22 protein-coding genes and 2 pseudogenes are annotated in these 26,333 nt (G+C 53.0%); 12 read left to right on the top strand and 12 right to left on the bottom strand.

Going from position 1 to position 26,333, the window contains the following annotated elements; all coding sequences use genetic code 11:
• Positions 1–7: 7 nt before the first annotated feature.
• From araA to QUE74_RS00315, 6 genes and pseudogenes are all read left to right on the top strand, one after another.
• Positions 8–1,510 carry an L-arabinose isomerase gene (gene araA, locus QUE74_RS00340; RefSeq protein WP_000151727.1) on the top strand — a complete coding sequence of 501 codons (1,503 nt, stop codon included), beginning with the start codon at positions 8–10 and terminating at the stop codon, positions 1,508–1,510.
• 114 nt (positions 1,511–1,624) lie between these two features.
• Positions 1,625–2,320 carry an L-ribulose-5-phosphate 4-epimerase gene (gene araD, locus QUE74_RS00335; RefSeq protein ID WP_000888679.1) on the top strand — a complete coding sequence of 232 codons (696 nt, stop codon included), beginning with the start codon at positions 1,625–1,627 and terminating at the stop codon, positions 2,318–2,320.
• Between the two features lie 74 nt (positions 2,321–2,394).
• Positions 2,395–4,746: a DNA polymerase II gene (polB, locus tag QUE74_RS00330; protein ID WP_000035609.1), complete on the top strand. Its 2,352-nt coding sequence runs from the start codon at positions 2,395–2,397 to the stop codon at positions 4,744–4,746.
• Positions 4,747–4,909: 163 nt separating this feature from the next.
• Positions 4,910–7,816: an RNA polymerase-associated protein RapA gene (rapA, locus tag QUE74_RS00325; RefSeq protein WP_001117040.1), complete on the top strand. Its 2,907-nt coding sequence runs from the start codon at positions 4,910–4,912 to the stop codon at positions 7,814–7,816.
• A gap of 11 nt (positions 7,817–7,827) precedes the next feature.
• Complete coding sequence (gene rluA / locus QUE74_RS00320) at positions 7,828–8,487, top strand: bifunctional tRNA pseudouridine(32) synthase/23S rRNA pseudouridine(746) synthase RluA (RefSeq protein WP_000525176.1); 660 nt, start codon at positions 7,828–7,830, stop codon at positions 8,485–8,487.
• A 213-nt stretch (positions 8,488–8,700) separates the two neighbouring features.
• A pseudogene (locus tag QUE74_RS00315) lies at positions 8,701–8,879 on the top strand (transposase DNA-binding-containing protein); the annotation flags it as partial.
• A 16-nt stretch (positions 8,880–8,895) separates the two neighbouring features.
• Here QUE74_RS00315 and espY1 read toward each other — a convergent pair.
• Together espY1 and djlA are read right to left on the bottom strand one after the other, a co-directional pair.
• Entirely contained in the window at positions 8,896–9,657 is a 762-nt protein-coding gene (gene espY1, locus QUE74_RS00310; RefSeq protein ID WP_000868890.1) for a T3SS effector EspY1, read from the bottom strand.
• A gap of 294 nt (positions 9,658–9,951) precedes the next feature.
• The gene (gene djlA, locus QUE74_RS00305; RefSeq protein WP_001200577.1) at positions 9,952–10,767 is read right to left on the bottom strand and encodes a co-chaperone DjlA; all 816 of its coding nucleotides are present in this window, start codon (positions 10,765–10,767) and stop codon (positions 9,952–9,954) included.
• 254 nt (positions 10,768–11,021) lie between these two features.
• Between djlA and lptD the strand changes: the two genes are divergently transcribed.
• The 6 genes from lptD to apaH are packed head-to-tail and all read left to right on the top strand — an operon-like array spanning position 11,022 to position 17,757.
• Positions 11,022–13,376: an LPS assembly protein LptD gene (gene lptD / locus QUE74_RS00300; protein ID WP_000746156.1), complete on the top strand. Its 2,355-nt coding sequence runs from the start codon at positions 11,022–11,024 to the stop codon at positions 13,374–13,376.
• Between the two features lie 52 nt (positions 13,377–13,428).
• Positions 13,429–14,715: a peptidylprolyl isomerase SurA gene (gene surA / locus QUE74_RS00295; protein WP_000800469.1), complete on the top strand. Its 1,287-nt coding sequence runs from the start codon at positions 13,429–13,431 to the stop codon at positions 14,713–14,715.
• Positions 14,715–15,704 carry a 4-hydroxythreonine-4-phosphate dehydrogenase PdxA gene (pdxA, locus tag QUE74_RS00290; protein ID WP_000241268.1) on the top strand — a complete coding sequence of 330 codons (990 nt, stop codon included), beginning with the start codon at positions 14,715–14,717 and terminating at the stop codon, positions 15,702–15,704. The genes surA and pdxA overlap by 1 nt, the downstream gene beginning before the upstream one ends.
• Positions 15,701–16,522 carry a 16S rRNA (adenine(1518)-N(6)/adenine(1519)-N(6))-dimethyltransferase RsmA gene (gene rsmA, locus QUE74_RS00285; protein WP_001065391.1) on the top strand — a complete coding sequence of 274 codons (822 nt, stop codon included), beginning with the start codon at positions 15,701–15,703 and terminating at the stop codon, positions 16,520–16,522. The genes pdxA and rsmA overlap by 4 nt, the downstream gene beginning before the upstream one ends.
• A 2-nt stretch (positions 16,523–16,524) precedes the next feature.
• Positions 16,525–16,902: a Co2+/Mg2+ efflux facilitator ApaG/CorD gene (apaG, locus tag QUE74_RS00280; protein WP_000610901.1), complete on the top strand. Its 378-nt coding sequence runs from the start codon at positions 16,525–16,527 to the stop codon at positions 16,900–16,902.
• A 6-nt stretch (positions 16,903–16,908) separates the two neighbouring features.
• Complete coding sequence (gene apaH / locus QUE74_RS00275; protein ID WP_000257195.1) at positions 16,909–17,757, top strand: bis(5'-nucleosyl)-tetraphosphatase (symmetrical) ApaH; 849 nt, start codon at positions 16,909–16,911, stop codon at positions 17,755–17,757.
• Here apaH and QUE74_RS00270 read toward each other — a convergent pair.
• The 10 genes and pseudogenes from QUE74_RS00270 to QUE74_RS00225 all read right to left on the bottom strand — a co-directional run bounded on the left by QUE74_RS00270 (position 17,754) and on the right by QUE74_RS00225 (position 26,292).
• A pseudogene (locus tag QUE74_RS00270) lies at positions 17,754–18,068 on the bottom strand (CcdB family protein). The gene apaH and the pseudogene QUE74_RS00270 sit on opposite strands and share 4 nt — an antisense overlap.
• Before the next feature lie 2 nt (positions 18,069–18,070).
• Positions 18,071–18,304, bottom strand: coding sequence for a type II toxin-antitoxin system CcdA family antitoxin (locus QUE74_RS00265; protein WP_000125566.1), 234 nt, complete (start codon positions 18,302–18,304; stop codon positions 18,071–18,073).
• Between the two features lie 85 nt (positions 18,305–18,389).
• Positions 18,390–18,869, bottom strand: coding sequence for a type 3 dihydrofolate reductase (folA, locus tag QUE74_RS00260; protein WP_000624375.1), 480 nt, complete (start codon positions 18,867–18,869; stop codon positions 18,390–18,392).
• Between the two features lie 192 nt (positions 18,870–19,061).
• The gene (kefC, locus tag QUE74_RS00255) at positions 19,062–20,924 is read right to left on the bottom strand and encodes a glutathione-regulated potassium-efflux system protein KefC (protein WP_000377141.1); all 1,863 of its coding nucleotides are present in this window, start codon (positions 20,922–20,924) and stop codon (positions 19,062–19,064) included.
• Complete coding sequence (gene kefF, locus QUE74_RS00250; protein WP_000600746.1) at positions 20,917–21,447, bottom strand: glutathione-regulated potassium-efflux system oxidoreductase KefF; 531 nt, start codon at positions 21,445–21,447, stop codon at positions 20,917–20,919. The genes kefC and kefF overlap by 8 nt, the downstream gene beginning before the upstream one ends.
• A 107-nt stretch (positions 21,448–21,554) precedes the next feature.
• The gene (locus QUE74_RS00245; RefSeq protein WP_001183187.1) at positions 21,555–22,886 is read right to left on the bottom strand and encodes an MFS transporter; all 1,332 of its coding nucleotides are present in this window, start codon (positions 22,884–22,886) and stop codon (positions 21,555–21,557) included.
• Positions 22,887–22,944: 58 nt separating this feature from the next.
• A complete protein-coding gene (gene fixX, locus QUE74_RS00240; protein ID WP_000203741.1) occupies positions 22,945–23,232 on the bottom strand; it encodes a ferredoxin-like protein FixX in 288 nt (95 codons plus the stop codon).
• A complete protein-coding gene (locus QUE74_RS00235) occupies positions 23,229–24,515 on the bottom strand; it encodes an FAD-dependent oxidoreductase (protein ID WP_001287744.1) in 1,287 nt (428 codons plus the stop codon). Before QUE74_RS00235 ends, fixX begins: the two co-directional genes overlap by 4 nt.
• Positions 24,516–24,565: 50 nt before the next feature.
• Positions 24,566–25,507 carry an electron transfer flavoprotein subunit alpha/FixB family protein gene (locus tag QUE74_RS00230; protein ID WP_001091487.1) on the bottom strand — a complete coding sequence of 314 codons (942 nt, stop codon included), beginning with the start codon at positions 25,505–25,507 and terminating at the stop codon, positions 24,566–24,568.
• A 14-nt stretch (positions 25,508–25,521) separates the two neighbouring features.
• The gene (locus QUE74_RS00225) at positions 25,522–26,292 is read right to left on the bottom strand and encodes an electron transfer flavoprotein (protein WP_000692219.1); all 771 of its coding nucleotides are present in this window, start codon (positions 26,290–26,292) and stop codon (positions 25,522–25,524) included.
• Positions 26,293–26,333: the final 41 nt, after the last annotated feature.

Below are 26,333 nucleotides of genomic sequence, written 5' to 3'. Positions count from 1 at the left end.
CACGACAATGACGATTTTTGATAATTATGAAGTGTGGTTTGTAATTGGCAGCCAGCATCTGTATGGCCCGGAAACCCTGCGTCAGGTCACCCAACATGCCGAGCACGTCGTTAATGCGCTGAATACGGAAGCGAAACTGCCCTGCAAACTGGTGCTGAAACCGCTGGGCACCACGCCGGATGAAATCACCGCTATTTGCCGCGACGCGAATTACGACGATCGTTGTGCAGGTCTGGTGGTATGGCTGCACACCTTCTCTCCAGCCAAAATGTGGATTAACGGCCTGACCATGCTCAACAAACCGTTGCTGCAATTCCACACCCAGTTCAACGCGGCGCTGCCGTGGGATAGCATCGATATGGACTTTATGAACCTGAACCAGACTGCACATGGCGGTCGCGAGTTCGGCTTTATTGGCGCGCGTATGCGTCAGCAACATGCTGTCGTTACCGGTCACTGGCAGGATAAACAGGCACATGAGCGTATCGGCTCATGGATGCGTCAGGCGGTATCTAAACAGGATACCCGTCATCTGAAAGTCTGCCGTTTTGGCGATAACATGCGTGAAGTGGCGGTCACCGATGGCGATAAAGTTGCCGCACAGATCAAGTTCGGTTTCTCCGTCAATACCTGGGCGGTTGGCGATCTGGTGCAGGTAGTGAACTCTATCAGCGATGGCGATGTTAACGCGCTGGTCGATGAGTACGAAAGCTGCTACACCATGACGCCTGCGACACAAATCCACGGCGAAAAACGACAGAACGTGCTGGAAGCGGCGCGTATTGAGCTGGGGATGAAGCGTTTCCTGGAACAAGGTGGCTTCCATGCGTTCACCACCACCTTTGAAGATTTGCACGGTCTGAAGCAGCTTCCAGGCCTGGCCGTGCAGCGTCTGATGCAGCAGGGCTACGGCTTTGCGGGCGAAGGCGACTGGAAAACTGCCGCCCTGCTTCGCATCATGAAGGTGATGTCAACCGGTCTGCAGGGCGGCACCTCTTTTATGGAGGACTATACCTACCACTTCGAGAAAGGTAATGACCTGGTGCTCGGCTCCCACATGCTGGAAGTCTGCCCGTCGATCGCCGCAGAAGAGAAACCGATCCTCGACGTTCAGCACCTCGGTATTGGTGGTAAAGACGACCCGGCCCGCCTAATCTTCAACACCCAAACCGGTCCGGCCATTGTCGCCAGCCTGATTGATCTCGGCGATCGTTACCGTCTGCTGGTTAACTGCATCGACACGGTGAAAACGCCGCACACCCTGCCGAAACTGCCGGTGGCGAATGCGCTGTGGAAAGCGCAGCCGGATCTACCAACCGCTTCCGAAGCGTGGATCCTTGCTGGTGGCGCGCACCACACCGTCTTCAGCCATGCGTTGAACCTCAACGATATGCGCCAGTTTGCCGAGATGCACGACATTGAAATCACGGTGATTGATAACGACACCCGCCTGCCAGCGTTTAAAGACGCGCTGCGCTGGAACGAAGTGTATTACGGATTTCGTCGCTAAGTAGCTGCATCAGGTATGTAACGCCTGATGCGACGCTGACGCGTCTTATCAGGCCTACGCGCTGTGATTTTGTAGGCCGGATAAGCAAAGCGCATCCGGCACGAAGGAGTCAACATGTTAGAAGATCTCAAACGTCAGGTTTTAGAAGCCAACCTGGCGCTGCCAAAACACAACCTGGTCACGCTGACCTGGGGCAACGTCAGCGCCGTTGATCGCGAGCGCGGCGTCCTGGTGATCAAACCTTCCGGCGTCGATTACAACGTTATGACCGCTGACGATATGGTCGTGGTCAGCATCGAAACCGGTGAAGTGGTTGAAGGTACGAAAAAGCCCTCCTCCGACACGCCAACTCACCGGCTGCTCTATCAGGCATTCCCGTCCATTGGCGGCATTGTGCATACGCACTCCCGCCACGCCACCATCTGGGCGCAGGCGGGCCAGTCAATTCCGGCAACCGGCACCACCCACGCCGACTATTTCTACGGCACCATTCCCTGCACCCGCAAAATGACCGACGCAGAAATCAACGGCGAATATGAGTGGGAAACCGGTAACGTCATCGTTGAAACCTTCGAAAAACAGGGGATCGACGCAGCACAAATGCCCGGCGTTCTGGTCCATTCTCACGGCCCGTTTGCATGGGGCAAAAATGCCGAAGATGCGGTGCACAACGCCATCGTACTGGAAGAAGTCGCTTATATGGGGATTTTCTGCCGCCAGCTTGCTCCGCAGTTACCGGATATGCAGCAAACATTGCTGGATAAGCACTATCTGCGTAAACATGGTGCGAAGGCATATTACGGGCAGTGATGACTGTATAAAACCACAGCCAGTCAACCAAAACCAGGCTATACTCAAGCCTGGTTTTTTGATGGAATTTCAGCGTGGCGCAGGCAGGTTTTATCTTAACCCGACACTGGCGGGACACCCCGCAAGGGACAGAGGTCTCTTTCTGGTTAGCGACGGACAACGGGCCGTTACAGGTTATGCTTGCACCGCAAGAGTCCGTGGCGTTTATTCCCGCCGATCAGGTTCCCCGCGCTCAGCATATTTTGCAGGGTGAACAAGGCTTTCGCTTGACGCCGCTGGCGTTAAAAGATTTTCACCGCCAGCCGGTGTATGGCCTTTACTGTCGCGCCCATCGCCAGTTAATGAATTACGAAAAGCGCCTGCGTGAAGGTGGCGTTACCGTCTACGAGGCCGATGTGCGCCCGCCAGAACGCTATCTGATGGAGCGGTTTATCACCTCTCCGGTGTGGGTCGAGGGTGATATGCGCAATGGCGCTATCGTTAATGCCCGTCTGAAACCGCATCCCGACTACCGCCCGCCGCTCAAGTGGGTTTCTATTGATATTGAAACCACCCGCCACGGTGAACTGTACTGCATCGGTCTGGAAGGCTGCGGGCAGCGCATCGTTTATATGCTGGGGCCGAAGAATGGCGATGCCTCCGCGCTTGATTTCGAACTGGAGTACGTCGCCAGTCGTCCGCAGCTGCTGGAAAAACTCAACGCCTGGTTTGCTAACCACGATCCTGATGTGATCATCGGCTGGAACGTGGTGCAGTTCGATCTGCGAATGCTGCAAAAACATGCCGAGCGCTACCGTATTCCACTGCGTCTGGGGCGCGATAACAGTGAGCTGGAGTGGCGCGAGCATGGCTTTAAAAACGGTGTGTTTTTTGCCCAGGCTAAAGGTCGGCTAATTATCGACGGTATTGAGGCGCTGAAATCTGCATTCTGGAATTTCTCTTCATTCTCGCTGGAAACCGTCGCTCAGGAGTTATTAGGCGAAGGAAAATCTATCGATAACCCGTGGGATCGGATGGACGAAATTGACCGCCGTTTCGCCGAAGATAAACCTGCGCTGGCGACTTATAACCTGAAAGATTGCGAGCTGGTGACGCAGATCTTCCACAAAACTGAAATCATGCCGTTTCTACTCGAACGGGCGACGGTGAACGGCCTCCCAGTAGATCGGCACGGGGGATCGGTGGCGGCGTTTGGTCATCTCTATTTTCCGCGAATGCATCGTGCTGGTTATGTCGCGCCTAATCTCGGCGAAGTGCCGCCGCACGCCAGCCCTGGCGGCTATGTGATGGATTCGCGGCCTGGTCTGTATGATTCGGTGCTGGTGCTGGACTATAAAAGCCTGTACCCGTCGATCATCCGCACCTATCTGATTGATCCCGTCGGGCTGGTGGAAGGCATGGCGCAGCCTGATCCAGAGCACAGCACCGAAGGCTTTCTCGATGCCTGGTTCTCGCGGGAGAAACATTGCCTGCCGGAGATTGTGACTAACATCTGGCACGGGCGCGATGAAGCCAAACGCCAGGGCAATAAGCCACTGTCGCAGGCGCTGAAGATCATCATGAATGCCTTTTATGGCGTGCTCGGGACTACCGCCTGTCGCTTCTTCGATCCCCGCCTGGCGTCGTCAATCACCATGCGTGGTCATCAGATCATGCGGCAAACCAAAGCGTTGATTGAAGCGCAGGGCTATGACGTAATCTACGGCGATACTGACTCAACGTTTGTCTGGCTGAAAGGCGCGCACTCCGAAGAAGAAGCGGCGAAAATCGGTCGTGCACTGGTGCAGCACGTTAACGCCTGGTGGGCAGAAACGTTGCAACAGCAACGGCTGACTAGCGCATTAGAACTGGAGTATGAAACCCATTTCTGCCGTTTTCTGATGCCAACCATTCGCGGAGCCGATACCGGCAGTAAAAAACGGTATGCCGGGCTGATTCAGGAGGGCGATAAGCAGCGGATAGTGTTTAAAGGGCTGGAAACCGTGCGCACCGACTGGACGCCGCTGGCCCAGCAGTTTCAGCAGGAGCTTTACCTGCGTATCTTCCGCAACGAGCCATATCAGGAGTACGTCCGCGAAACCATCGACAAACTGATGGCGGGTGAACTGGATGCGCGGCTGGTTTACCGTAAACGCCTTCGCCGTCCGCTGAGCGAATATCAGCGTAATGTTCCGCCTCATGTACGCGCCGCTCGCCTTGCCGATGAAGAAAACCAAAAGCGCGGTCGCCCCTTGCAATATCAGAACCGCGGCACCATTAAGTACGTATGGACCACCAACGGCCCGGAGCCGCTGGACTACCAACGTTCACCGCTGGATTACGAACACTATCTGACCCGCCAGCTACAACCCGTGGCGGAGGGAATACTCCCTTTTATTGAGGATAATTTTGCTACACTTATGACCGGGCAACTTGGGCTATTTTGAGCAAAAAAAGAGTTCGCCAGATACCATTTTGATGCGTGACGAATGCTTTGCCATCCAGTACCATAGCGCCCTTTCCATTCCTGGACCTGAATAACACCACTACCTCATAAGCACGGTAGCGGGTGGTTATTGCCTGCAATTAAAGATATAGAGCCGAACACATATGCCTTTTACACTTGGTCAACGCTGGATCAGCGATACAGAAAGCGAATTGGGACTTGGAACCGTTGTCGCGGTGGATGCGCGAACTGTCACTTTACTTTTCCCATCTACTGGTGAAAACCGTCTGTACGCACGCAGTGATTCCCCCGTGACCCGCGTGATGTTCAACCCTGGTGATACCATTACCAGCCATGACGGCTGGCAGATGCAAGTCGAAGAAGTAAAAGAAGAAAATAGCTTGCTGACCTATATCGGTACTCGCCTGGATACTGAAGAGTCCGGCGTAGCCCTGCGTGAAGTTTTCCTTGATAGCAAACTGGTGTTCAGCAAACCGCAGGACCGTCTGTTTGCCGGGCAGATTGACCGTATGGACCGCTTTGCGCTGCGTTATCGTGCACGTAAATATTCCAGCGAACAGTTCCGTATGCCGTACAGCGGCCTGCGCGGTCAGCGTACCAGTCTGATCCCGCATCAGCTCAACATCGCTCATGATGTTGGTCGCCGCCATGCGCCGCGCGTCCTGCTGGCTGACGAAGTGGGTTTAGGGAAAACCATTGAAGCCGGGATGATCCTGCATCAGCAGTTGCTCTCTGGCGCTGCTGAACGTGTACTGATTATCGTCCCGGAAACCTTACAGCATCAGTGGCTGGTAGAAATGCTGCGCCGTTTCAACCTGCGTTTTGCCCTGTTTGATGACGAGCGTTACGCCGAAGCCCAGCACGATGCCTACAACCCGTTCGACACCGAACAGCTGGTGATTTGTTCGCTGGATTTTGCCCGTCGTAGCAAACAGCGTCTGGAACATCTCTGTGAAGCCGAATGGGACCTGCTGGTGGTCGATGAAGCGCATCACCTGGTGTGGAGCGAAGATGCGCCGAGCCGTGAATATCAGGCCATTGAACAACTGGCAGAGCATGTGTCCGGCGTTCTGCTGCTGACTGCGACCCCGGAACAACTGGGGATGGAAAGCCACTTCGCCCGTCTGCGCCTGCTGGACCCGAACCGTTTCCACGATTTCGCGCAGTTCGTTGAAGAGCAGAAAAATTATCGTCCAGTAGCAGATGCCGTTGCCATGCTGCTGGCAGGTAACAAACTGAGCAATGATGAACTGAACATGCTCGGTGAGATGATCGGCGAGCAGGATATTGAGCCGTTACTGCAGGCGGCAAACAGCGACAGCGAAGATGCCCAGAGCGCCCGTCAGGAACTGGTTTCGATGCTGATGGATCGCCACGGCACCAGCCGCGTGCTGTTCCGTAACACGCGTAACGGCGTTAAAGGCTTCCCGAAACGCGAGCTACACACTATTAAACTGCCGCTGCCGACGCAGTATCAGACGGCTATTAAAGTGTCCGGCATTATGGGCGCACGTAAAAGTGCCGAAGACCGCGCTCGCGATATGCTCTACCCGGAGCGTATTTATCAGGAATTTGAAGGCGATAACGCCACCTGGTGGAACTTCGACCCGCGCGTTGAGTGGCTGATGGGTTACCTGACCAGCCATCGCTCTCAGAAAGTGCTGGTGATCTGCGCTAAAGCCGCTACCGCGCTGCAACTGGAGCAGGTACTGCGTGAGCGTGAAGGTATCCGCGCTGCGGTGTTCCACGAAGGCATGTCGATTATTGAGCGTGACCGCGCTGCGGCATGGTTTGCCGAAGAAGACACCGGCGCGCAGGTGCTGCTGTGTTCGGAAATTGGTTCTGAAGGGCGTAACTTCCAGTTCGCCAGCCACATGGTAATGTTCGATCTGCCGTTCAACCCGGATCTGCTGGAGCAGCGTATTGGTCGTCTGGATCGTATCGGCCAGGCGCACGATATTCAGATCCATGTGCCTTATCTGGAGAAAACCGCTCAGTCGGTGCTGGTGCGCTGGTATCACGAAGGTCTGGATGCATTCGAGCACACCTGCCCGACCGGACGCACTATCTACGATAGCGTATACAACGATTTGATTAACTATCTGGCCTCGCCGGATGAGACCGAAGGCTTTGATGATCTGATCAAAAACTGCCGCGAGCAGCACGAAGCGCTGAAAGCACAACTGGAACAGGGCCGTGACCGCCTGCTGGAGATCCACTCCAACGGTGGCGAAAAAGCGCAGGCATTAGCTGAAAGCATTGAAGAGCAGGATGACGATACCAACCTGATCGCCTTCGCCATGAACCTGTTCGATATTATCGGTATCAATCAGGACGATCGCGGCGACAACATGATCGTGCTGACGCCGTCCGATCATATGCTGGTGCCGGACTTCCCGGGCCTGTCGGAAGATGGCATCACCATCACCTTCGACCGTGAGGTAGCGCTGGCGCGTGAAGATGCGCAGTTTATTACCTGGGAGCATCCGCTGATCCGCAACGGTCTGGATCTGATCCTCTCTGGCGATACCGGTAGCAGCACGATTTCACTGTTGAAAAACAAAGCGTTGCCGGTAGGTACGCTGTTGGTGGAATTGATTTATGTCGTTGAAGCCCAGGCTCCGAAGCAGTTGCAGCTCAACCGCTTCCTGCCGCCGACGCCGGTACGTATGCTGCTGGATAAAAATGGCAACAACCTGGCGGCGCAGGTGGAGTTTGAAACCTTTAACCGTCAGCTTAACGCGGTTAACCGCCACACTGGCAGCAAGCTGGTTAATGCCGTGCAGCAGGATGTTCACGCTATCCTTCAGTTGGGTGAAGCGCAGATCGAGAAATCTGCCCGTGCATTGATTGATGCAGCACGTAACGAAGCCGACGAAAAACTGTCTGCCGAGCTGTCTCGTCTGGAAGCGCTGCGCGCAGTGAACCCGAACATTCGTGACGATGAACTGACCGCCATTGAGAGCAACCGTCAGCAGGTAATGGAAAGCCTGGATCAGGCAGGCTGGCGTCTGGATGCCCTGCGTTTGATCGTTGTGACGCATCAGTAACGGAGCCGAAAATGGGGATGGAAAACTACAATCCGCCGCAGGAGCCCTGGCTGGTTATCCTGTATCAGGATGACCACATTATGGTGGTCAACAAGCCGAGCGGTTTGTTGTCTGTGCCGGGTCGTCTGGAAGAGCACAAAGACAGCGTGATGACACGCATTCAGCGTGATTATCCGCAGGCGGAATCGGTGCATCGTCTGGATATGGCTACCAGTGGCGTGATTGTAGTGGCGCTGACCAAAGCCGCGGAGCGGGAGTTAAAACGCCAGTTCCGCGAGCGCGAGCCGAAAAAGCAGTATGTGGCCCGCGTCTGGGGGCATCCATCCCCAGCGGAAGGTCTGGTCGATCTGCCGCTGATTTGCGACTGGCCAAACCGCCCGAAACAGAAAGTCTGTTACGAAACGGGTAAACCTGCGCAGACGGAATATGAAGTGGTGGAGTATGCAGCGGATAACACGGCAAGAGTGGTGTTAAAACCGATTACCGGGCGTTCGCATCAGCTGCGTGTGCATATGCTGGCGCTGGGCCATCCGATTCTCGGCGATCGTTTTTATGCATCACCAGAAGCGAGAGCTATGGCACCGCGTTTGTTGCTGCATGCCGAGATGCTGACGATTACCCATCCGGCGTATGGCAATAGTATGACGTTTAAGGCGCCAGCGGATTTTTAATCCTTTTCTGTACGTTTATACCCTCATCCTAAGGGCTGCCTCTTGTACATAAATCCCCGAGTCCGGGGATTTTTTGTTTCTGCCAAACTGCTTTCAGTTGTTGCGTGTGGCTACGCTTTCCATTCGGTAATTCCCTTCCTGCTCCACAGCGAATTTTTGAACTTTTTCTTCACCCGTTGATCGTCTCTATTATTTCATTTTATCGGGTCTGTTATGGTCCTTTCTGATTGTTATTCATGGGCTAATTAGCAGTCTGGTTGGCGATGCCCATCTCGGTGATCCGCGTCGTGCACGACGCCTTGCATCACCAGCATCTTCTCTAGCTCATCATGCAGATCTTTCTAATTGTGAAATCATCCCACGCTACTGCTAAGGTTGAAGGGGCGTTCCAGCCCCTTCAACCTTAGCTTATTCTGGATCATTCAATAATTGCGTTGGCAATAATTTTTCAGCAGTACTTTGTTTAGTGGTAATTTCTTCAGTAGCAATTTTTTTGGTGGTAATTTTATTAATAATAATTACCTCAGCATATAGGCGGGTAGCACCGTCCACGGTAGCACCGTCCAGGATAGCACCGTCCAGGGTAGCACCGTCCAGGTTAGCATTCCACCCAGGTTTCATGTAAAGGTTTTCATTGCTATATTTCATTATTTTTTTACCAAAGTAACAATCCCTCATGTCAACACCGGGAAGGTAAGCCTCTCTAAGATCAACGCCCAAGTTACCTGGGCCTTTATGCAGCTGCAACGTCTGAGTACATATCTCCTTATTTTCAATAAAAAAAGTGACACTTAACTCGATATCACCGAAGGTCTCGGCGACCCAGCGCATATTGCCCTTTGCGACCATCTCATCCGGATTTTTTACGCATGTTTTGAGTTCATTGAATAATTCCAGACTATGGATAAACTTTTCTTTCTCATTCTCGTTGACAGCCCCAGTAAAGTATTTTGAGGCGTTGATGTTGCCAGCCTTTTTATTCACGAAATTGAACAGAAGTTTATAAGCCTCAGTCTGTTTATCTGACCAGAACAGATGACGTAACGTCTCCCACAAGCGTTGAAAGATATTCATCTTCACGTCCATCTTGTCCCCGCTCACCATCTTATAAATATCGTTATTGTTCATATTTAAAAGTGTTGCCGGCATGCCTGGAACTGATACTTTCATGGTAATAGCCTCGCATTGAGTTAAAAACTCATGATGCGCGCTCTGAATAAATATACTTTCAAAAATCGCTCATTCAGATATGTGTTTTTTATTTTTAAGACGTAAAAATATAATTCCGCTCGTCGTAAAGCTCTCAACCTTAAGCAGGGTCAACGCGATAAAACCAACAGAACCCCTCCCGTAAACCGTGCATTGAGCCTGTCCACCATTCTGAGTAAACGCCTTTTCTCAAAGAAGTGACCGCCAGGGCGGCCACCTTTAATCGTGGGCAGTTACTCAGCATCATTTACAGGGTTATTTAAACCCTTTCTGCTGCTTTATCAGCTCATAGGCCTGCTGAATTTCCTGCGCTTTTTGCTTCGCCATCTCCATCATCTCAGGCGGCAAACCTTTTGCTACCAGCTTATCGGGATGGTGCTCGCTCATCAGCTTACGATAGGCACGTTTAATGGTGGTCGCATCATCCGTCGGCTTCACACCCAGCACATTACAGGCATCTTCCAGCGTCGGGCCACGCTGCGCTTGCTGCCAGTTACCACTGCCAGATTGCTGCTGATAACCGCCGCCAAACTGTGCACCGCCCTGCATCATGCGCAAAAACTGGTCAAACTGGGCACGGGAGATCCCTAATTCTTCAGCAATGACATACAGCACCGCCCGTTCATTCGGATGCAGCGAACCATCAGCAAACGCTGCCTGAATCTGGATCTCCAGAAACATACGAATTAAGTCAAAACGACCAAAGCAGACACTGCGAAACTGGCGCATCTTTTCGCGCAGTGGGTAATTGTCTGATTTTCCAACCCGGAACGCATTTTGCGCCGCAGTACGGGAAGCGCCATGAAGGTTCATTCGGTCCATCAACTGGCTGGCGATATGAATATCAGCCTCCGTGACGCGACCTTTGGATTTGGTTAAATGCCCCATCACTTCAAAAGTGGTGGCAAAAAACAGCGCCTGACGCTCACGCTGGTTGGCGAACCACGCCATTTTACGGCTACGGGCTTTATCAAACATATGGCCAATTAACAGGCCTAACACTACGCCCCAAAAGCCGCCGCCCATCAGTAAGGCCACGGCCACGCCAATGATTTTTCCCCAATACTGCATATATTCCCCAAATCGACACACGGATATCAGGGCTATCTCCCACAATATAAAGGTGCTTTTACCGTTTTCCGGCTGCGGTCAATTGTGGGACATCGCCTATAATTTGCATTATCATACCTGTCATTCAATGCCGTGCCTAACACCACTGACGCTATTCGGACAGGATTAACACTAGCGTAGAGATGACGAGTACGTTAGTCTCTGACCGTTTGTCACGCGCAACGTTACCGATGATGGAACAATAAAATCAACGTATGAAAAAACGTATCCCCACTCTCCTGGCCACCATGATTGCCACCGCCCTTTATAGTCAACAGGGACTGGCAGCCGACCTCGCCTCACAGTGCATGTTGGGCGTGCCAAGCTATGACCGTCCTCTGGTACAGGGCGATACCAATGACTTACCCGTGACTATCAATGCTGACCACGCGAAAGGGGACTACCCGGATGACGCCGTGTTTACTGGCAGCGTGGATATCATGCAGGGTAACAGCCGTCTGCAGGCCGACGAAGTGCAGCTCCATCAAAAAGAGGCACCAGGACAACCGGAGCCGGTACGTACCGTTGATGCGCTCGGTAATGTCCATTACGACGATAACCAGGTCATCCTCAAAGGGCCGAAAGGCTGGGCGAACCTGAACACCAAAGATACCAACGTCTGGGAAGGTGATTACCAGATGGTGGGTCGCCAGGGTCGCGGTAAAGCGGACCTGATGAAACAACGTGGTGAAAACCGCTATACCATTCTGGATAACGGTAGCTTTACCTCCTGTCTGCCGGGTTCCGACACCTGGAGCGTAGTAGGTAGCGAAATTATTCATGACCGCGAAGAACAAGTTGCGGAAATCTGGAACGCCCGCTTTAAGGTGGGTCCGGTACCGATCTTTTATAGCCCATATTTGCAGTTGCCGGTGGGTGACAAACGTCGCTCTGGTTTCTTGATCCCGAACGCCAAGTACACCACCACCAACTACTTTGAGTTCTACCTTCCATATTACTGGAACATCGCGCCAAATATGGATGCCACCATCACGCCGCATTATATGCATCGTCGTGGCAATATCATGTGGGAGAACGAATTCCGCTACCTCTCCCAGGCGGGCGCTGGCTTGATGGAACTGGACTATCTGCCTTCAGATAAAGTCTATGAAGATGAACACCCGAACGATGACAGTTCACGTCGTTGGTTGTTCTACTGGCAACACTCCGGGGTTATGGATCAGGTGTGGCGTTTCAACGTCGACTACACCAAGGTGAGCGATCCTAGCTACTTCAATGATTTTGATAACAAGTACGGTTCCAGTACTGACGGCTACGCAACGCAAAAATTCAGCGTTGGCTATGCGGTGCAAAACTTCAATGCCACCGTTTCAACCAAGCAGTTCCAGGTCTTCAGCGAACAGAACACCAGTAGCTACTCGGCAGAACCGCAGTTAGACGTTAACTACTACCAGAATGATGTTGGTCCGTTTGATACACGCATTTACGGCCAGGCAGTACACTTTGTTAACACCAGAGACGACATGCCTGAAGCAACCCGTGTTCACCTGGAACCGACCATCAATTTGCCGCTCTCTAATAACTGGGGCAGCATCAATACCGAAGCGAAGTTGCTGGCAACCCATTATCAGCAAACTAATCTTGACTGGTATAACTCCAGAAACACAACCAAGCTGGACGAATCCGTTAACCGCGTAATGCCGCAATTCAAAGTTGACGGCAAAATGGTCTTTGAACGCGATATGGAAATGCTGGCACCGGGTTATACCCAAACGCTGGAACCGCGCGCGCAGTATTTGTACGTGCCGTATCGCGATCAGAGCGACATCTATAACTACGACTCGTCTCTGCTGCAATCTGACTACTCTGGCCTGTTCCGGGACCGGACTTACGGCGGTCTTGACCGTATTGCCTCCGCTAACCAGGTGACGACCGGTGTCACATCTCGCATATATGATGATGCTGCCGTTGAACGTTTTAATATTTCCGTTGGTCAAATCTACTATTTCACGGAGTCTCGCACTGGCGATGACAACATAACATGGGAGAATGACGACAAAACGGGCTCACTGGTGTGGGCAGGCGATACTTATTGGCGTATCTCCGAGCGTTGGGGATTACGTGGCGGGATTCAGTACGATACACGTCTGGATAACGTAGCAACCAGTAACTCCAGCATTGAATACCGTCGGGATGAAGACCGTCTGGTACAGCTGAATTACCGTTACGCCAGCCCGGAATATATTCAGGCTACGCTGCCTAAGTACTATTCCACGGCTGAGCAATATAAGAATGGTATTTCGCAGGTAGGTGCCGTCGCCAGCTGGCCAATTGCCGATCGTTGGTCAATTGTCGGGGCCTACTACTACGACACCAATGCGAACAAGCAAGCCGACTCTATGTTAGGTGTGCAATATAGCTCCTGCTGCTATGCGATTCGCGTCGGTTACGAGCGGAAGCTGAACGGTTGGGATAACGATAAACAACATGCGGTATATGACAACGCAATCGGCTTTAACATCGAACTTCGCGGCCTGAGCTCCAACTATGGTCTGGGTACGCAAGAGATGCTGCGTTCGAACATTCTGCCGTATCAAAACACTTTGTGATTTGTTGATTTACCACGTAATCCGCAGTGCGGTTAATTGAAATGGAAAAAGTATGAAGAACTGGAAAACGCTGCTTCTCGGTATCGCCATGATCGCGAATACCAGTTTCGCTGCCCCCCAGGTAGTCGATAAAGTCGCAGCCGTCGTCAATAACGGCGTCGTGCTGGAAAGCGACGTTGATGGATTAATGCAGTCGGTAAAACTGAACGCTGCTCAGGCAAGACAGCAACTTCCTGATGACGCGACGCTGCGCCACCAAATCATGGAACGTTTGATCATGGATCAAATCATCCTGCAGATGGGGCAGAAAATGGGAGTGAAAATCTCCGATGAGCAGCTCGATCAGGCGATTGCTAACATCGCTAAACAAAACAACATGACGCTGGATCAGATGCGCAGCCGTCTGGCTTACGACGGTCTGAACTACAACACCTATCGTAACCAGATCCGCAAAGAGATGATTATCTCTGAAGTGCGTAACAACGAAGTGCGTCGTCGCATCACTATCCTGCCGCAGGAAGTCGAATCCCTGGCGCAGCAGGTGGGTAACCAATACGATGCCAGCACTGAGCTGAACCTGAGCCACATCCTGATTCCGCTGCCAGAAAACCCGACCTCTGATCAGGTGAACGAAGCGGAAAGCCAGGCGCGCGCTATTGTCGATCAGGCGCGTAATGGCGCTGATTTCGGTAAACTGGCGATTGCTCACTCTGCCGACCAGCAGGCGCTGAACGGCGGCCAGATGGGCTGGGGTCGCATTCAGGAGCTGCCGGGGATCTTCGCCCAGGCATTAAGCACCGCGAAGAAAGGCGACATTGTTGGCCCGATTCGTTCCGGCGTTGGCTTCCATATTCTGAAAGTTAACGACCTGCGCGGTGAAAGCAAAAACATCTCGGTGACCGAAGTTCATGCTCGCCATATTCTGCTGAAACCGTCGCCGATCATGACCGACGAACAGGCCCGCGTGAAACTGGAGCAAATTGCTGCCGATATCAAGAGTGGTAAAACGACTTTTGCCGCTGCAGCGAAAGAGTTTTCTCAGGATCCAGGCTCTGCTAACCAGGGCGGCGATCTCGGCTGGGCTACACCAGATATTTTCGATCCAGCCTTCCGTGATGCGCTGACCCGCCTGAACAAAGGTCAAATGAGTGCACCGGTTCACTCTTCATTCGGCTGGCATTTAATCGAACTGCTGGATACCCGTAATGTCGATAAAACCGACGCTGCGCAGAAAGATCGTGCATACCGCATGCTGATGAACCGTAAGTTCTCGGAAGAAGCAGCAAGCTGGATGCAGGAACAACGTGCCAGCGCCTACGTTAAAATCCTGAGCAACTAATGGTTAAAACCCAACGTGTTGTGATCACTCCCGGCGAACCCGCCGGGATTGGCCCGGACTTAGTTGTCCAGCTTGCACAGCGTGAGTGGCCGGTCGAACTGGTTGTTTGTGCCGATGCCACTCTTCTTACCGACCGGGCAGCGATGCTCGGTTTGCCGCTCACCCTCCGCCCTTATACCCCCAACTCCCCTGCACAACCGCAAACTGCGGGCACATTAACGCTACTTCCTGTCGCGCTACGTGAATCTGTCACTGCGGGGCAGTTAGCGGTTGAAAATGGGCATTATGTGGTGGAGACGCTGGCGCGAGCGTGTGATGGCTGTCTGAACGGTGAATTTGCTGCGCTGATCACAGGCCCCGTGCATAAAGGCGTCATTAACGACGCTGGCATTCCATTTACCGGTCATACCGAGTTTTTCGAAGAGCGCTCGCAGGCAAAAAAAGTGGTGATGATGCTGGCAACCGAAGAACTTCGCGTGGCGCTGGCAACGACGCATTTACCGCTGCGCGATATTGCGGACGCCATCACCCCTGCGCTTTTGCACGAAGTCATTGCTATTTTGCATCACGATTTGCGGACCAAATTTGGTATTGCCGAACCGCGCATTCTGGTCTGCGGGCTGAATCCGCACGCGGGCGAAGGCGGTCATATGGGTACGGAAGAGATAGACACTATCATTCCGGTGCTCGACGAGTTACGGGGGCAGGGGATGAAACTTAACGGGCCGCTGCCTGCCGATACCCTGTTTCAGCCGAAATATCTCGATAACGCCGACGCCGTGCTGGCGATGTACCACGATCAGGGTCTTCCCGTGCTAAAATACCAGGGCTTCGGGCGCGGTGTGAACATTACGCTGGGCCTGCCCTTTATTCGCACATCAGTGGACCACGGCACCGCGCTTGAACTGGCGGGACGTGGCAAAGCCGATGTCGGCAGTTTTATTACGGCGCTTAATCTCGCCATCAAAATGATTGTTAACACCCAATGAATAATCGAGTCCACCAGGGCCACTTAGCCCGTAAACGCTTCGGGCAAAACTTTCTTAACGATCAGTTCGTGATCGACAGCATTGTTTCTGCCATTAACCCGCAGAAGGGCCAGGCGATGGTCGAAATCGGCCCCGGTCTGGCGGCATTGACCGAACCGGTCGGCGAACGCCTGGACCAGCTGACGGTCATCGAACTTGACCGCGATCTGGCGGCACGTCTGCAAACGCATCCATTCTTAGGCCCGAAACTGACTATTTATCAGCAGGATGCGATGACCTTTAACTTTGGCGAACTGGCTACGAAAATGGGACAGCCGCTGCGTGTTTTCGGCAACCTGCCTTATAACATCTCCACGCCGTTGATGTTCCATCTGTTTAGCTATACTGATGCCATTGCCGACATGCACTTTATGTTGCAAAAAGAGGTGGTGAATCGTCTGGTTGCAGGACCGAACAGCAAGGCGTATGGTCGATTAAGCGTCATGGCGCAATACTATTGCAACGTGATCCCGGTGCTGGAAGTTCCGCCGTCAGCCTTTACACCACCACCCAAAGTGGATTCCGCCGTCGTGCGCCTGGTTCCTCATGCAACGATGCCTCACCCGGTCAAAGATGTTCGCGTGTTGAGCCGCATCACCACCGAAGCCTTTAACCAGCGTCGTAAAACCATTCGTAACAGCCTCGGCAACCTGTTTAGCGTCGAGGTGTTAACCGGAATGGGGATCGACCCGGCGATGCGAGCGGAAAATATCTCTGTCGCGCAATATTGCCAGATGGCGAACTATCTGGCGGAGAACGCGCCTTTGCAGGAGAGTTAACGATGATCAATTCGCCCCGAGTGTGTATTCAGGTTCAAAGCGTCTACATTGAGGCACAATCTTCACCTGATAATGAACGTTACGTTTTTGCTTATACCGTAACCATACGCAATCTGGGGCGAGCGCCAGTTCAGTTGTTGGGGCGTTACTGGCTGATCACCAATGGCAATGGCCGTGAAACCGAAGTCCAGGGCGAAGGAGTGGTTGGCGTTCAGCCACTTATCGCGCCTGGCGAAGAGTACCAGTACACCAGCGGTGCAATCATTGAAACCCCGCTGGGCACCATGCAGGGTCACTACGAAATGATCGATGAAAATGGCGTCCCTTTCAGCATCGACATTCCCGTATTCCGACTCGCCGTTCCCACACTCATTCATTAAAAGAATATGGCGACATACCTTATTGGCGACGTTCATGGTTGTTACGATGAACTGATCGCATTGCTGCATAAAGTAGAATTTACCCCTGGGAAAGATACCCTCTGGCTAACAGGCGATCTGGTTGCGCGCGGCCCAGGTTCGCTGGATGTTCTGCGCTATGTGAAATCCTTAGGCGACAGCGTACGTCTGGTGCTGGGCAATCACGATCTGCATCTGCTGGCGGTATTTGCCGGGATCAGCCGCAATAAACCGAAAGATCGCCTGACACCGCTGCTGGAAGCGCCTGACGCCGACGAGCTGCTTAACTGGCTGCGTCGCCAGCCTTTGCTGCAAATCGACGAAGAGAAAAAGCTGGTGATGGCCCACGCAGGGATCACGCCGCAGTGGGATCTGCAGACCGCCAAAGAGTGCGCGCGCGATGTAGAAGCGGTGCTGTCGAGTGACTCCTATCCCTTCTTTCTTGATGCCATGTACGGCGATATGCCAAATAACTGGTCACCGGAATTGCGGGGGCTGGGAAGACTGCGGTTTATCACCAACGCCTTTACCCGTATGCGTTTTTGCTTCCCGAACGGTCAACTGGATATGTACAGCAAAGAATCGCCGGAAGAGGCCCCTGCCCCACTGAAACCGTGGTTTGCGATTCCTGGCCCTGTCGCTGAAGAATACAGCATCGCCTTTGGTCACTGGGCATCGCTGGAAGGCAAAGGTACGCCGGAAGGTATTTACGCGCTGGATACTGGCTGCTGCTGGGGTGGTACATTAACCTGCCTGCGCTGGGAAGATAAACAGTATTTTGTCCAGCCGTCGAACCGGCATAAAGATATGGGTGAGGGAGAGGCGGCCGCGTCTTAAATCCCGTCGAGCATAAAATCTAATGCTCCTTTAATCAACGTTCGGTGCGCGCTGGCATCGCAAAATTTCGTTCCCAGCGCGTTAACTGGAACAGTTGCAGTCTCATGCGTCATGAGCACATATTCTTTGCCATATACCAGTAAAAGGATTGGGTTAAGCCGTTCTGGTGGGCGAATATGGCTAAATCGTTCAATAGGTGTTCATGGAATAACGATACGGCGATTAATCTCACCAATAATGTCGCTGGTAACATCGATAACAAAGGGCAACGCGGCGTTCCTGCCGCGACTGCGGTATACCGTAAATTGCATCGCTAGAAGCTCCGGTACTCATCAGAGAAACATCCGGTTTCATCAGCCAATTGATTTAACGCAGCGATAGCTTCTGCGTTCTCTTCACGCCAACGTGTTGCTGCATGTTTTTTAAGTTCAGCATTGAGCGCAACCGTAAGGGTGGCGCTCATATTTAAGCCTGCATCACGAGCGCGATTGACTAACTCACGGTCGACGGTGACGGTCACACTTTGTGTGGTACGTTTTGCAGTCATGATATCGTGCTCCTGTACAATTTATACGTCTAGTATGCACGGATATCTGCACGTATCAGTGATGCCGGAATTCTAATATACAAACTTACCGCCGCTCCAGAATCTCAAAGCAATAGCTGTGAGAGTTCTGCGCATCAGCGTCGTGGAATTCGCTGAATACCGATTCCCAGTCATCCGGCTCGTAATCCGGGAAATGGGTGTCGCCTTCCACTTCTGCGTCGATATGCGTCAGATACAGTTTTTGCGCTTTTGGCAGGAACTGCTCATAAACGCGACCACCGCCAATCACCATGATTTCTGGTACGTCACCACACGCCGCGATGGCTTCATCCACCGACTTCACCCACGTTACGCGATCATCCGTACCCGGTTGACTGCTGAGGATAATATTTTTGCGTCCTGGCAGCGGACGACCGATGGATTCCCAGGTATGGCGGCCCATAATCACGGGTTTATTTAAGGTGTTGCGTTTAAACCAGGCGAGATCGGCAGGCAGGTTCCACGGCATGGCGTTTTCCATGCCGATAACGCGATCTACCGCTAACGCCGCAATCAGACTAATCATTGATTTATCCTGGATATAAAAAATTGTCGCCACTATACGTAAAGCGTAAACCTTCGTCGACTGGCGCAAGGATGATGTTGAGGAAAATTTTACGTTCTGCTGGCGAGTCCACGCTCTCTTCGTGGACTCGCTGCATTACAATGAAACAAAAACAATCAGTTAGCTGTAAAGTGTGATTTACGTCACTCTTTATTAGGATGAGGGTTTCGTTTCCGGTTCATCCGCTATGTTGCCGGTATGTTTACCTTCTTCGGTGCCCTGCCAGCCATGTCGTTGAATTAATGACAGATGTTCGCGGTCTTCGGTAATGATCTCACTTAACATCGCACTGGTGCGTTTATAGACCGCTGCGCGGGCTTTGGTGTCGTTCTCAACTACTGCCATCTCTTCCACCATCTGAATATTAAAGCGGCGGAATACATCTGCACGCTCCCGCGCTTCATACGGCCCCAGACCTAAACTTTCCAGCGCCAGACGCCCGGTTTTCAGTGCCCCTTCAAAGGTTTCACGCTCTGGCTTTTCAACGCCTGCCTGACGCAAACGAATGTAGTGATCGACATCGCGGGCGCGGGCAATAATCTGCAGATGCGGGAAATGTTCTTTCACCATCTCCGTCAGTTGCAGGTTGGTTTGAGGATCGTCAATGGCGTTAATCAGCACTTCCGCTTTCGCCGCTCCGGCAGATTCCAGTAAATCCATCCGCGTGGCATCGCCGTAAAACACTTTCATGCCGAATTTTCGCAGCGTTTCGATATGGTCCGGATCGTGATCGAGTACCACCATTTTCACCCCGCTGGAGAGCAGTAAACGTCCGGTGATCTGCCCAAAACGACCGAATCCGGCAATGATTACCCGCGGCTGTTCTTCGTCGATCTCATCGGCTTCACGCGCCTCTTCAGTAGAAGATTGCTCAAGGCGATTGAGGATCACCAGCAGAATCGGCGTTGCTGCCATCGACAGCGCCACCGCCAGGGTCAGCGATTTCGCCCACTCCGGCTCCAGCACATTCGCCATCTGCGCCGCACCAAATACTACAAAGGCAAACTCACTGCCCTGTCCTAATAACACCGCAAACCAGCGACGCTGTTTATTTGGCACCTGCAACGGTCGGGCAATCAGCCACAGCATGGCGATTTTGATGATGAGGAAACCGAGCAGCAAAATGACAATGCGCAATGGGTTTTCAATCAGCGTGCCAAAGTCTATCGACATGCCAACACCGATGAAAAACAGCCCCAACAGCAAACCTTTAAATGGCTCGATATCGCTTTCCAACGCATGGCGGTATTCCGAGCTTGCCAGCAGTACGCCCGCCAGAAACGCCCCCATCGCCATCGACAAGCCGACCTCTTCCAGCAGCAAACCAAAGCCAAACACGAGGAATAACGCCACGGCACTAAACACTTCCCGCAAGCCAGAGCGGGCAACAAAACGCAGCGCCGGACGCGTGACATAGCGCCCCAGCAGTACCACCAGCACCAGTGCACCCGCCACTTTTAACGCCGAGAGAGCAAATGCGCCCATCGTCGTCGAGGCACTGCTCGCCGCCAGTAGCGGGATCATCGCTACCAGCGGGATCGCGGCGATATCCTGGAACAGCAGCACCGCAAAGGCGCTACGGCCCATTTGTGTCACCATCAGGTTGCGTTCATTCATCGCCTGCATGGCAATTGCCGTTGATGAGAGCGCCAGTGTCATGCCGATCAGTTCCGCTACCTGCCAGCGCAGACCAAGGAACATGCAGAACAGCCCCAGCAGGCCGCCGCAAACCACCATCTGTAATGCACCACCACCAAACACTGCCGCACGCAACTTCCACAGCCTTTGTGGATCGAGTTCGAGGCCGATAATAAACAGCATCAGCACCACGCCGATCTCGGCAAAGTGCAGAATAGATTCGGCATCGGTCACCAGTCGCAGCCCCCACGGGCCAATAATGCAGCCGGCGATCAGGTAGCCAAGTACCGATCCCAGACCAAGACGTACCGCAATGGGTACAATCAGCGCCGCCGAACCGAGATAAATCAGCGCCTGAATCAGCGTATGGCTATCCATGATGTGCCTCCTGCCATTCCAGCAGACGTTGCTTATAGTGACGCGCCTGCCCTTCGAGGGTTTCGTCGTCACAAATAAAGGTACAGTGCATGGCAAACGGTGGCAGCCAGTTCAGCCCGCAGTAGATTGCCGTCGCCTGTAGCGGCTGCGACAGCACATCAAAGCCCGGATGTGCACCAATCTCAAAATGGCTTTCCCCGCCGCCGGTCGTCACCGCCCACAGCAAATGTTTACCATGCAGTGCCGTGCCGCCGTGACCGTAAGCCCAGCCGTGCGAGAAGACTTTATCGATCCAAAGTTTAAGGAGCGGAGGAATGCTGTACCACTGCATCGGGTGCTGCCAGACGATCAGGTCGGCGCGAGACAACGCCTCCTGCTCGGCAGCAATATCGATATTGAAGTCAGGATAGAGTTGATAAAGAGAGCGAACTTCGACGCCTTCCAGCGTCCTTGCCTGTTCAAGCATCCGTTTATTCGCATGAGAATGATGCGGATACGGATGCGCATAAATTATGAGGATCATAGTTAACTCGCGTGTTTACGCCTTTGTTTTCCCACAAAGTGTAGTCACATATTCACGCAGCTAATAGTCAATAATATTGATTCAAAAAAGGCAGAAATCTGAATAAATTACCCCATTCGTTGCCTGCGAATCGTCATATTGCTGGTCTGGGCCAGCGACATCCCCCGTGTCTCTGGCGCAAACGCAATGGAAATCAACAAACCAAACAGCGAGATACCTGCTCCCATCAGCATCGTGTTACTGATGCCGTAATTATTGATAAAGATCGGCAGCGCCCAGGTTGAAACAATGGTGCCAATACGGCTTAAGGACATAATAACGCCCACAGCAGAGGCGCGGATATCCGTCGGGAAGAGTTCATTAGGATAGAGCCACTGCAAATTACCTGGCCCGCCAGAGAAAAAGGCATACACCGCAAATGCCATCACTACCAGCCAGATCCCCATATCCGGGATCAGCCCCAAAACCGCCAACGCCAGCGTCATCATGGCAAAGCTGCCAATCAACAACGGACGCCGTCCGGCAGTGTTTAGCCACAGCATCGGCGGAATACAGCCGAGCATAAAGAACAGGCTAATCACCACGTTCCCCAGTGCCGCGTTTTTGCCAACGCCCAATCCCAGCAGACCAACTATTTGCGGGCCAAAGGTGTAAATAGCGAACATCGGGATCACCTGGCAGGTCCAGATGGCGGCAACAAACAGAACAAAAGGAAAATGGCGGCGATTAAACAGATCGCGAAAACGGGTTTGCTGCGGCGGCTCTTCGTCGAAAGCCACCGGCTCACCAAACAGTTTGATCATCATCTCTTCGCACTCTTTCACTCGCCCTTTGCGTAATAACCAGCGGGGAGATTCTGGCAGTTCGAATCGACCAATCAAAATCAACAAACAGGGGATCGCCGCGCTACCCAGCATCCAGCGCCAGCCGCCTTCCACATCATAAAGCCAATAGCCGACCAAATCGGCGCAGGTCGCGCCGACATACCACATAGCGGCGATAAAGCTGATTGAAAACGCCCGCTGTCGGGTGCTGGAGAACTCGGTGATCATCGAAGTCGCGATGGGATAATCCGCACCGATGACAATGCCGATGAGTACCCGCATCACCAGTAGTTCGATGGGGGATGAGACAAACATCGTTGCTACCGATATCACACCAATGGCGATGATATCAATGAGGAACATTTTGCGCCGTCCGACTTTATCGGAGATATAGCCAAACAGCGATGTACCGACAAACAGCCCGGCGAGCGTTCCCGCCCCCAGCAAGCCAATCCAGTCTGCGTCCAGCTTTAGCGCAGGAGTCAGTTGCTCCAGCGCCACGCCAATCATTACCAGTACATAACCATCCAGAAACGGGCCACCGCTTCCCCACAGCAAAATGCGGCGGTGAATTGAGGAGAATTTGAGATCGTCAAAGTTTCTGGACGGTTGCATGGGTTATTCCTGTTTTTTTACAATGAGAGTCAGTACGGCGTTACGTATCAAACCAACATCAGCCGTAACGAAACTCCACACCAAAGGTGCCGCGCGGGTATTCCCACTGTTCCAGCGCCGACCCCAGCCCCAGAATTCGGCAGGTGCCACACTCCAGACATCCGGCGTAATCGAAACGCACGCTGCCGTCATCCTGCTTCTTATACAGACCTGCGGGGCACGCTTTCACCAGCAGCTCCAGCGCCTGTTTATCCGCATCGGCCTTTACAACAATGTGCGGATGCTCTTCATCGACATTGAATTTATTGACGCCCAGTTTGACGTCCACATTGACGGGAGAAGTCATAAAACGGTCACTCCTTTCATGCCATCCTTGATCAGATTGATGAAGCCCACTTTCTTGCCGTGGCGGAGGATTTTCTTGCGCATCAGTTCCGGCACGCTGCCGTCAATGGTGAACAGGTCACGCGCCACGCCCACCGCCAGTTCCGGGTAGCCGCTAAACATGCGTGGGTTATCAAGGAACGTCGGTAGTTTCTGGTACATGCGCATATCGCGCAGTGGGCCACTCTCCAGATGCTGACGATATTCCGTCAGTTTTTGCTTACTGAAATCGTCGCTTTTCATCGCTGAAAGCACGGTTTTTGCAGCAGCTTCCCCGGCGGCAATCGCCAGATCCATACCGCGAATAGTAAAACCGAGGTTCATACACATTCCGGCGGCATCACCGGCAATCAACACGCCGTCACCGACCAGCTCCGGCAGCATGTTGATGCCTGCTTCCGGCACTACGTGAGCGGAATATTCCACCAGCTTGCCACCCGCAATCAGCGGTGCAACTGCCGGATGTTGTTTGAAATCTTCCAGCATTTGCGGCACCGATTTTTTTGCGTCATGCAGATGATGCAGACCGCAAACCAGCCCCAGCGACAGGGTATTTTCATTGGTATAAAGGAAGCCGCCGCCCATCAGGCCATCAGTAGGTGATCCCGCAAATAAGCAAGCCGCCCCCTGATTACCCTGCAACTGAAAACGGTCTTCGATAACCGACTTCGGTAACTCGATCAGTTCCTTCACGCCAACCGCCACATCCGTCGGTTTGACGCGTTTTGCCATCCCCAGCTTTTCGGCAAGGATCGAATTCACTCCGTCAGCAAGGATCACCGTTTTCGCTTCAATCACATCGCCATCGGCTTCTACGCCGACAACTTTGCCATCGCGCTGTACGAGGTTATCGACACGAATCCCGGTAATTAACTGCGCGCCCGCCTCTTCGGCCTGCTCCATCAACCAGGCATCAAATTTACTGCGCAAAACGGAGTAAGAACGCTGGGATGGCGAGGTTTCGTCGCCATTGCAGTAGTCCATAGTCATCGCTGACTTTTCCGTCATAAACGCGAGTTTTTCATGGGTGATCAGGCGTTCTACGGGGGCGGATTCGGCGAAACCAGGAATAATGTGTTCCAGACTGTGGGCATAGAGACGCCCGCCGGTGACGTTCTTGGCACCTGCGGAATTGCCACGCTCGATAACTAACACTTGCGCACCTTCGCGGGCGAGCACCAGTGCGGCAACCGAACCGGCAAGCCCTGCACCTACGATGATGGCGTCAAAGATATCTTCGGACATAAGAGCTCCCTGTCAGCGGCAGGGCCGAAATGCAGCCCTGCCAGAGTGGATCAACGCGCTAAAGCGGCGGTCAGCGCCGGAAGGATCTTCACGGCGTCACCAACAATGCCGTAATCCGCGAACTGGAAGATCGGCGCATTTTTATCTTTGTTGATGGCGAAAATAGTTTGCGACGCGTTAGCGCCAACCATGTGCTGGATCTGCCCGGAGATCCCCACCGCCAGGTACAATTCAGGTTTCAGCATCAGGTTGGAGATACCGACATAGCGTTCGTGCTCCATCCATTTTTCGTTTTCCGCCACCGGACGAGAACAGGCCAGCTCCGCACCTATCGCCTTGCAAAGCTGTTCTGCCAGCGCAATGTTCTCTTTGCTGCCAATGCCGCGACCGACGCTGACCACCAGACGGGCTTTATCCAGATCGACGCTGTTGCTCTGGCGCGCCTGCGTTGCCGTGCGGGTAATCGCCACCGCCGGAGCCTGCCACGCCACGGTGTGTGTTTCGCCAGTACGTGACGCGTCTGGCTGAGCCGCATCGAACGTGCCGCTGCTGATGGTCAGTACCGCATACGGCGTGGCAATGCGTTCTTCGCCAATCGCCAGACCGCCGTAAACCATGTGTTTCACTGTCGCTTTACCGTCCTGCACGCTAACGGCGCTGGCATCGTTCGAAACCGCCGCTTTAAGGCGATAACCCAGTTTTGCCGCCAGTAATTTGCCGCGACGAGTATTCGGCAACAGCACCAGACCGTCTGCGCCGTGCTGGCGAATAGTGTCAGCCATGACACCGGCGTAATCTTCGATCATCCGATCGTCCGGTTTGCCGCTTAATTTCCAGACATGATTAGCGCCAAACTGGATTGCCAGTGCGCCGTCGGCATCATTGAGGACAAAGGTGTTGATTTGATTAGCTAAAGCCTGCGCACCGTTCATCAGTTCCGGCAGACGAGAAGGGGTATCGCTGAATACCCAGACTTGAGAAAACGTGTTCATAGCATCCCCTGTAATTAAATGACTTTGCGAAGATTTTCAGCAAATGCGGCGATCTGTTCTTCGCCGTCGCCTTCAATCACAATGCGCTGACGCTCGCGCTGTTTCGGTGCGGCAACCTGTTGTTCAGACCAGGCTTCCACGGCGTTAAAGCCAATGTCCGCCGCCGACCATACCTGGACTGGCTTTTTCGCCGCGCCGAGAATGGCTTTCATTGAAGGAATTTGTGGGGAGTTGATATCAGTGGAAACAGCAACAACCGCAGGCAGCGGAATGCTTAACGTTTCTGTTTCATCTTCCAGTTCGCGTTCAACGGTGAGGGTATCTGCCGTCAGGGAAATAATTTTGCTGACACCGTTAACGACTGGAATATCGAGGATTTCGCCCACCAGCAAACCAACCTGTTGGGCATAAAGGTCGGAAGAACCATCGCCGCAGAGGATCAGATCAAACCCTGCTTTCTGGGCGGCTGCAGCCAGTGCTGTCGCCGTTTGTTGCGGCAGTGCCTGCTCGAACTGGTCATCAATTACCACAATCAGTTCATCCGGACCGCGCGATAGCACATCTTTACGCCCTTTGGCATTGGTCAGGGCTTTACCGCCCACACTTAAGGCCGTCACCTGCGCTTCTGCCGCCTGCTGTTTTAACTGACAAGCCGCTTCAATAGCGTTGAGATCGTATTGGCTTATTTTGGCATCGGCTTTACTGAAGTCTAACGAACCATCAGCATTATTGACCGCAATATCCTGTTCATCAGGCACGCACTTATAGCAAGTAATAATCTTCATTGCATCTCCAGAAATCATGAAGGAAACGTCGTTCATATCGG

Source organism: Escherichia sp. 10290 (assembly GCF_030295155.1).
Taxonomy (GTDB): Bacteria; Pseudomonadota; Gammaproteobacteria; order Enterobacterales; family Enterobacteriaceae; genus Escherichia; species Escherichia coli_F.
The sequence above is the reverse complement of the archived record's forward strand: the minus strand, read 5'-3'. Positions and strand labels throughout refer to the sequence as shown.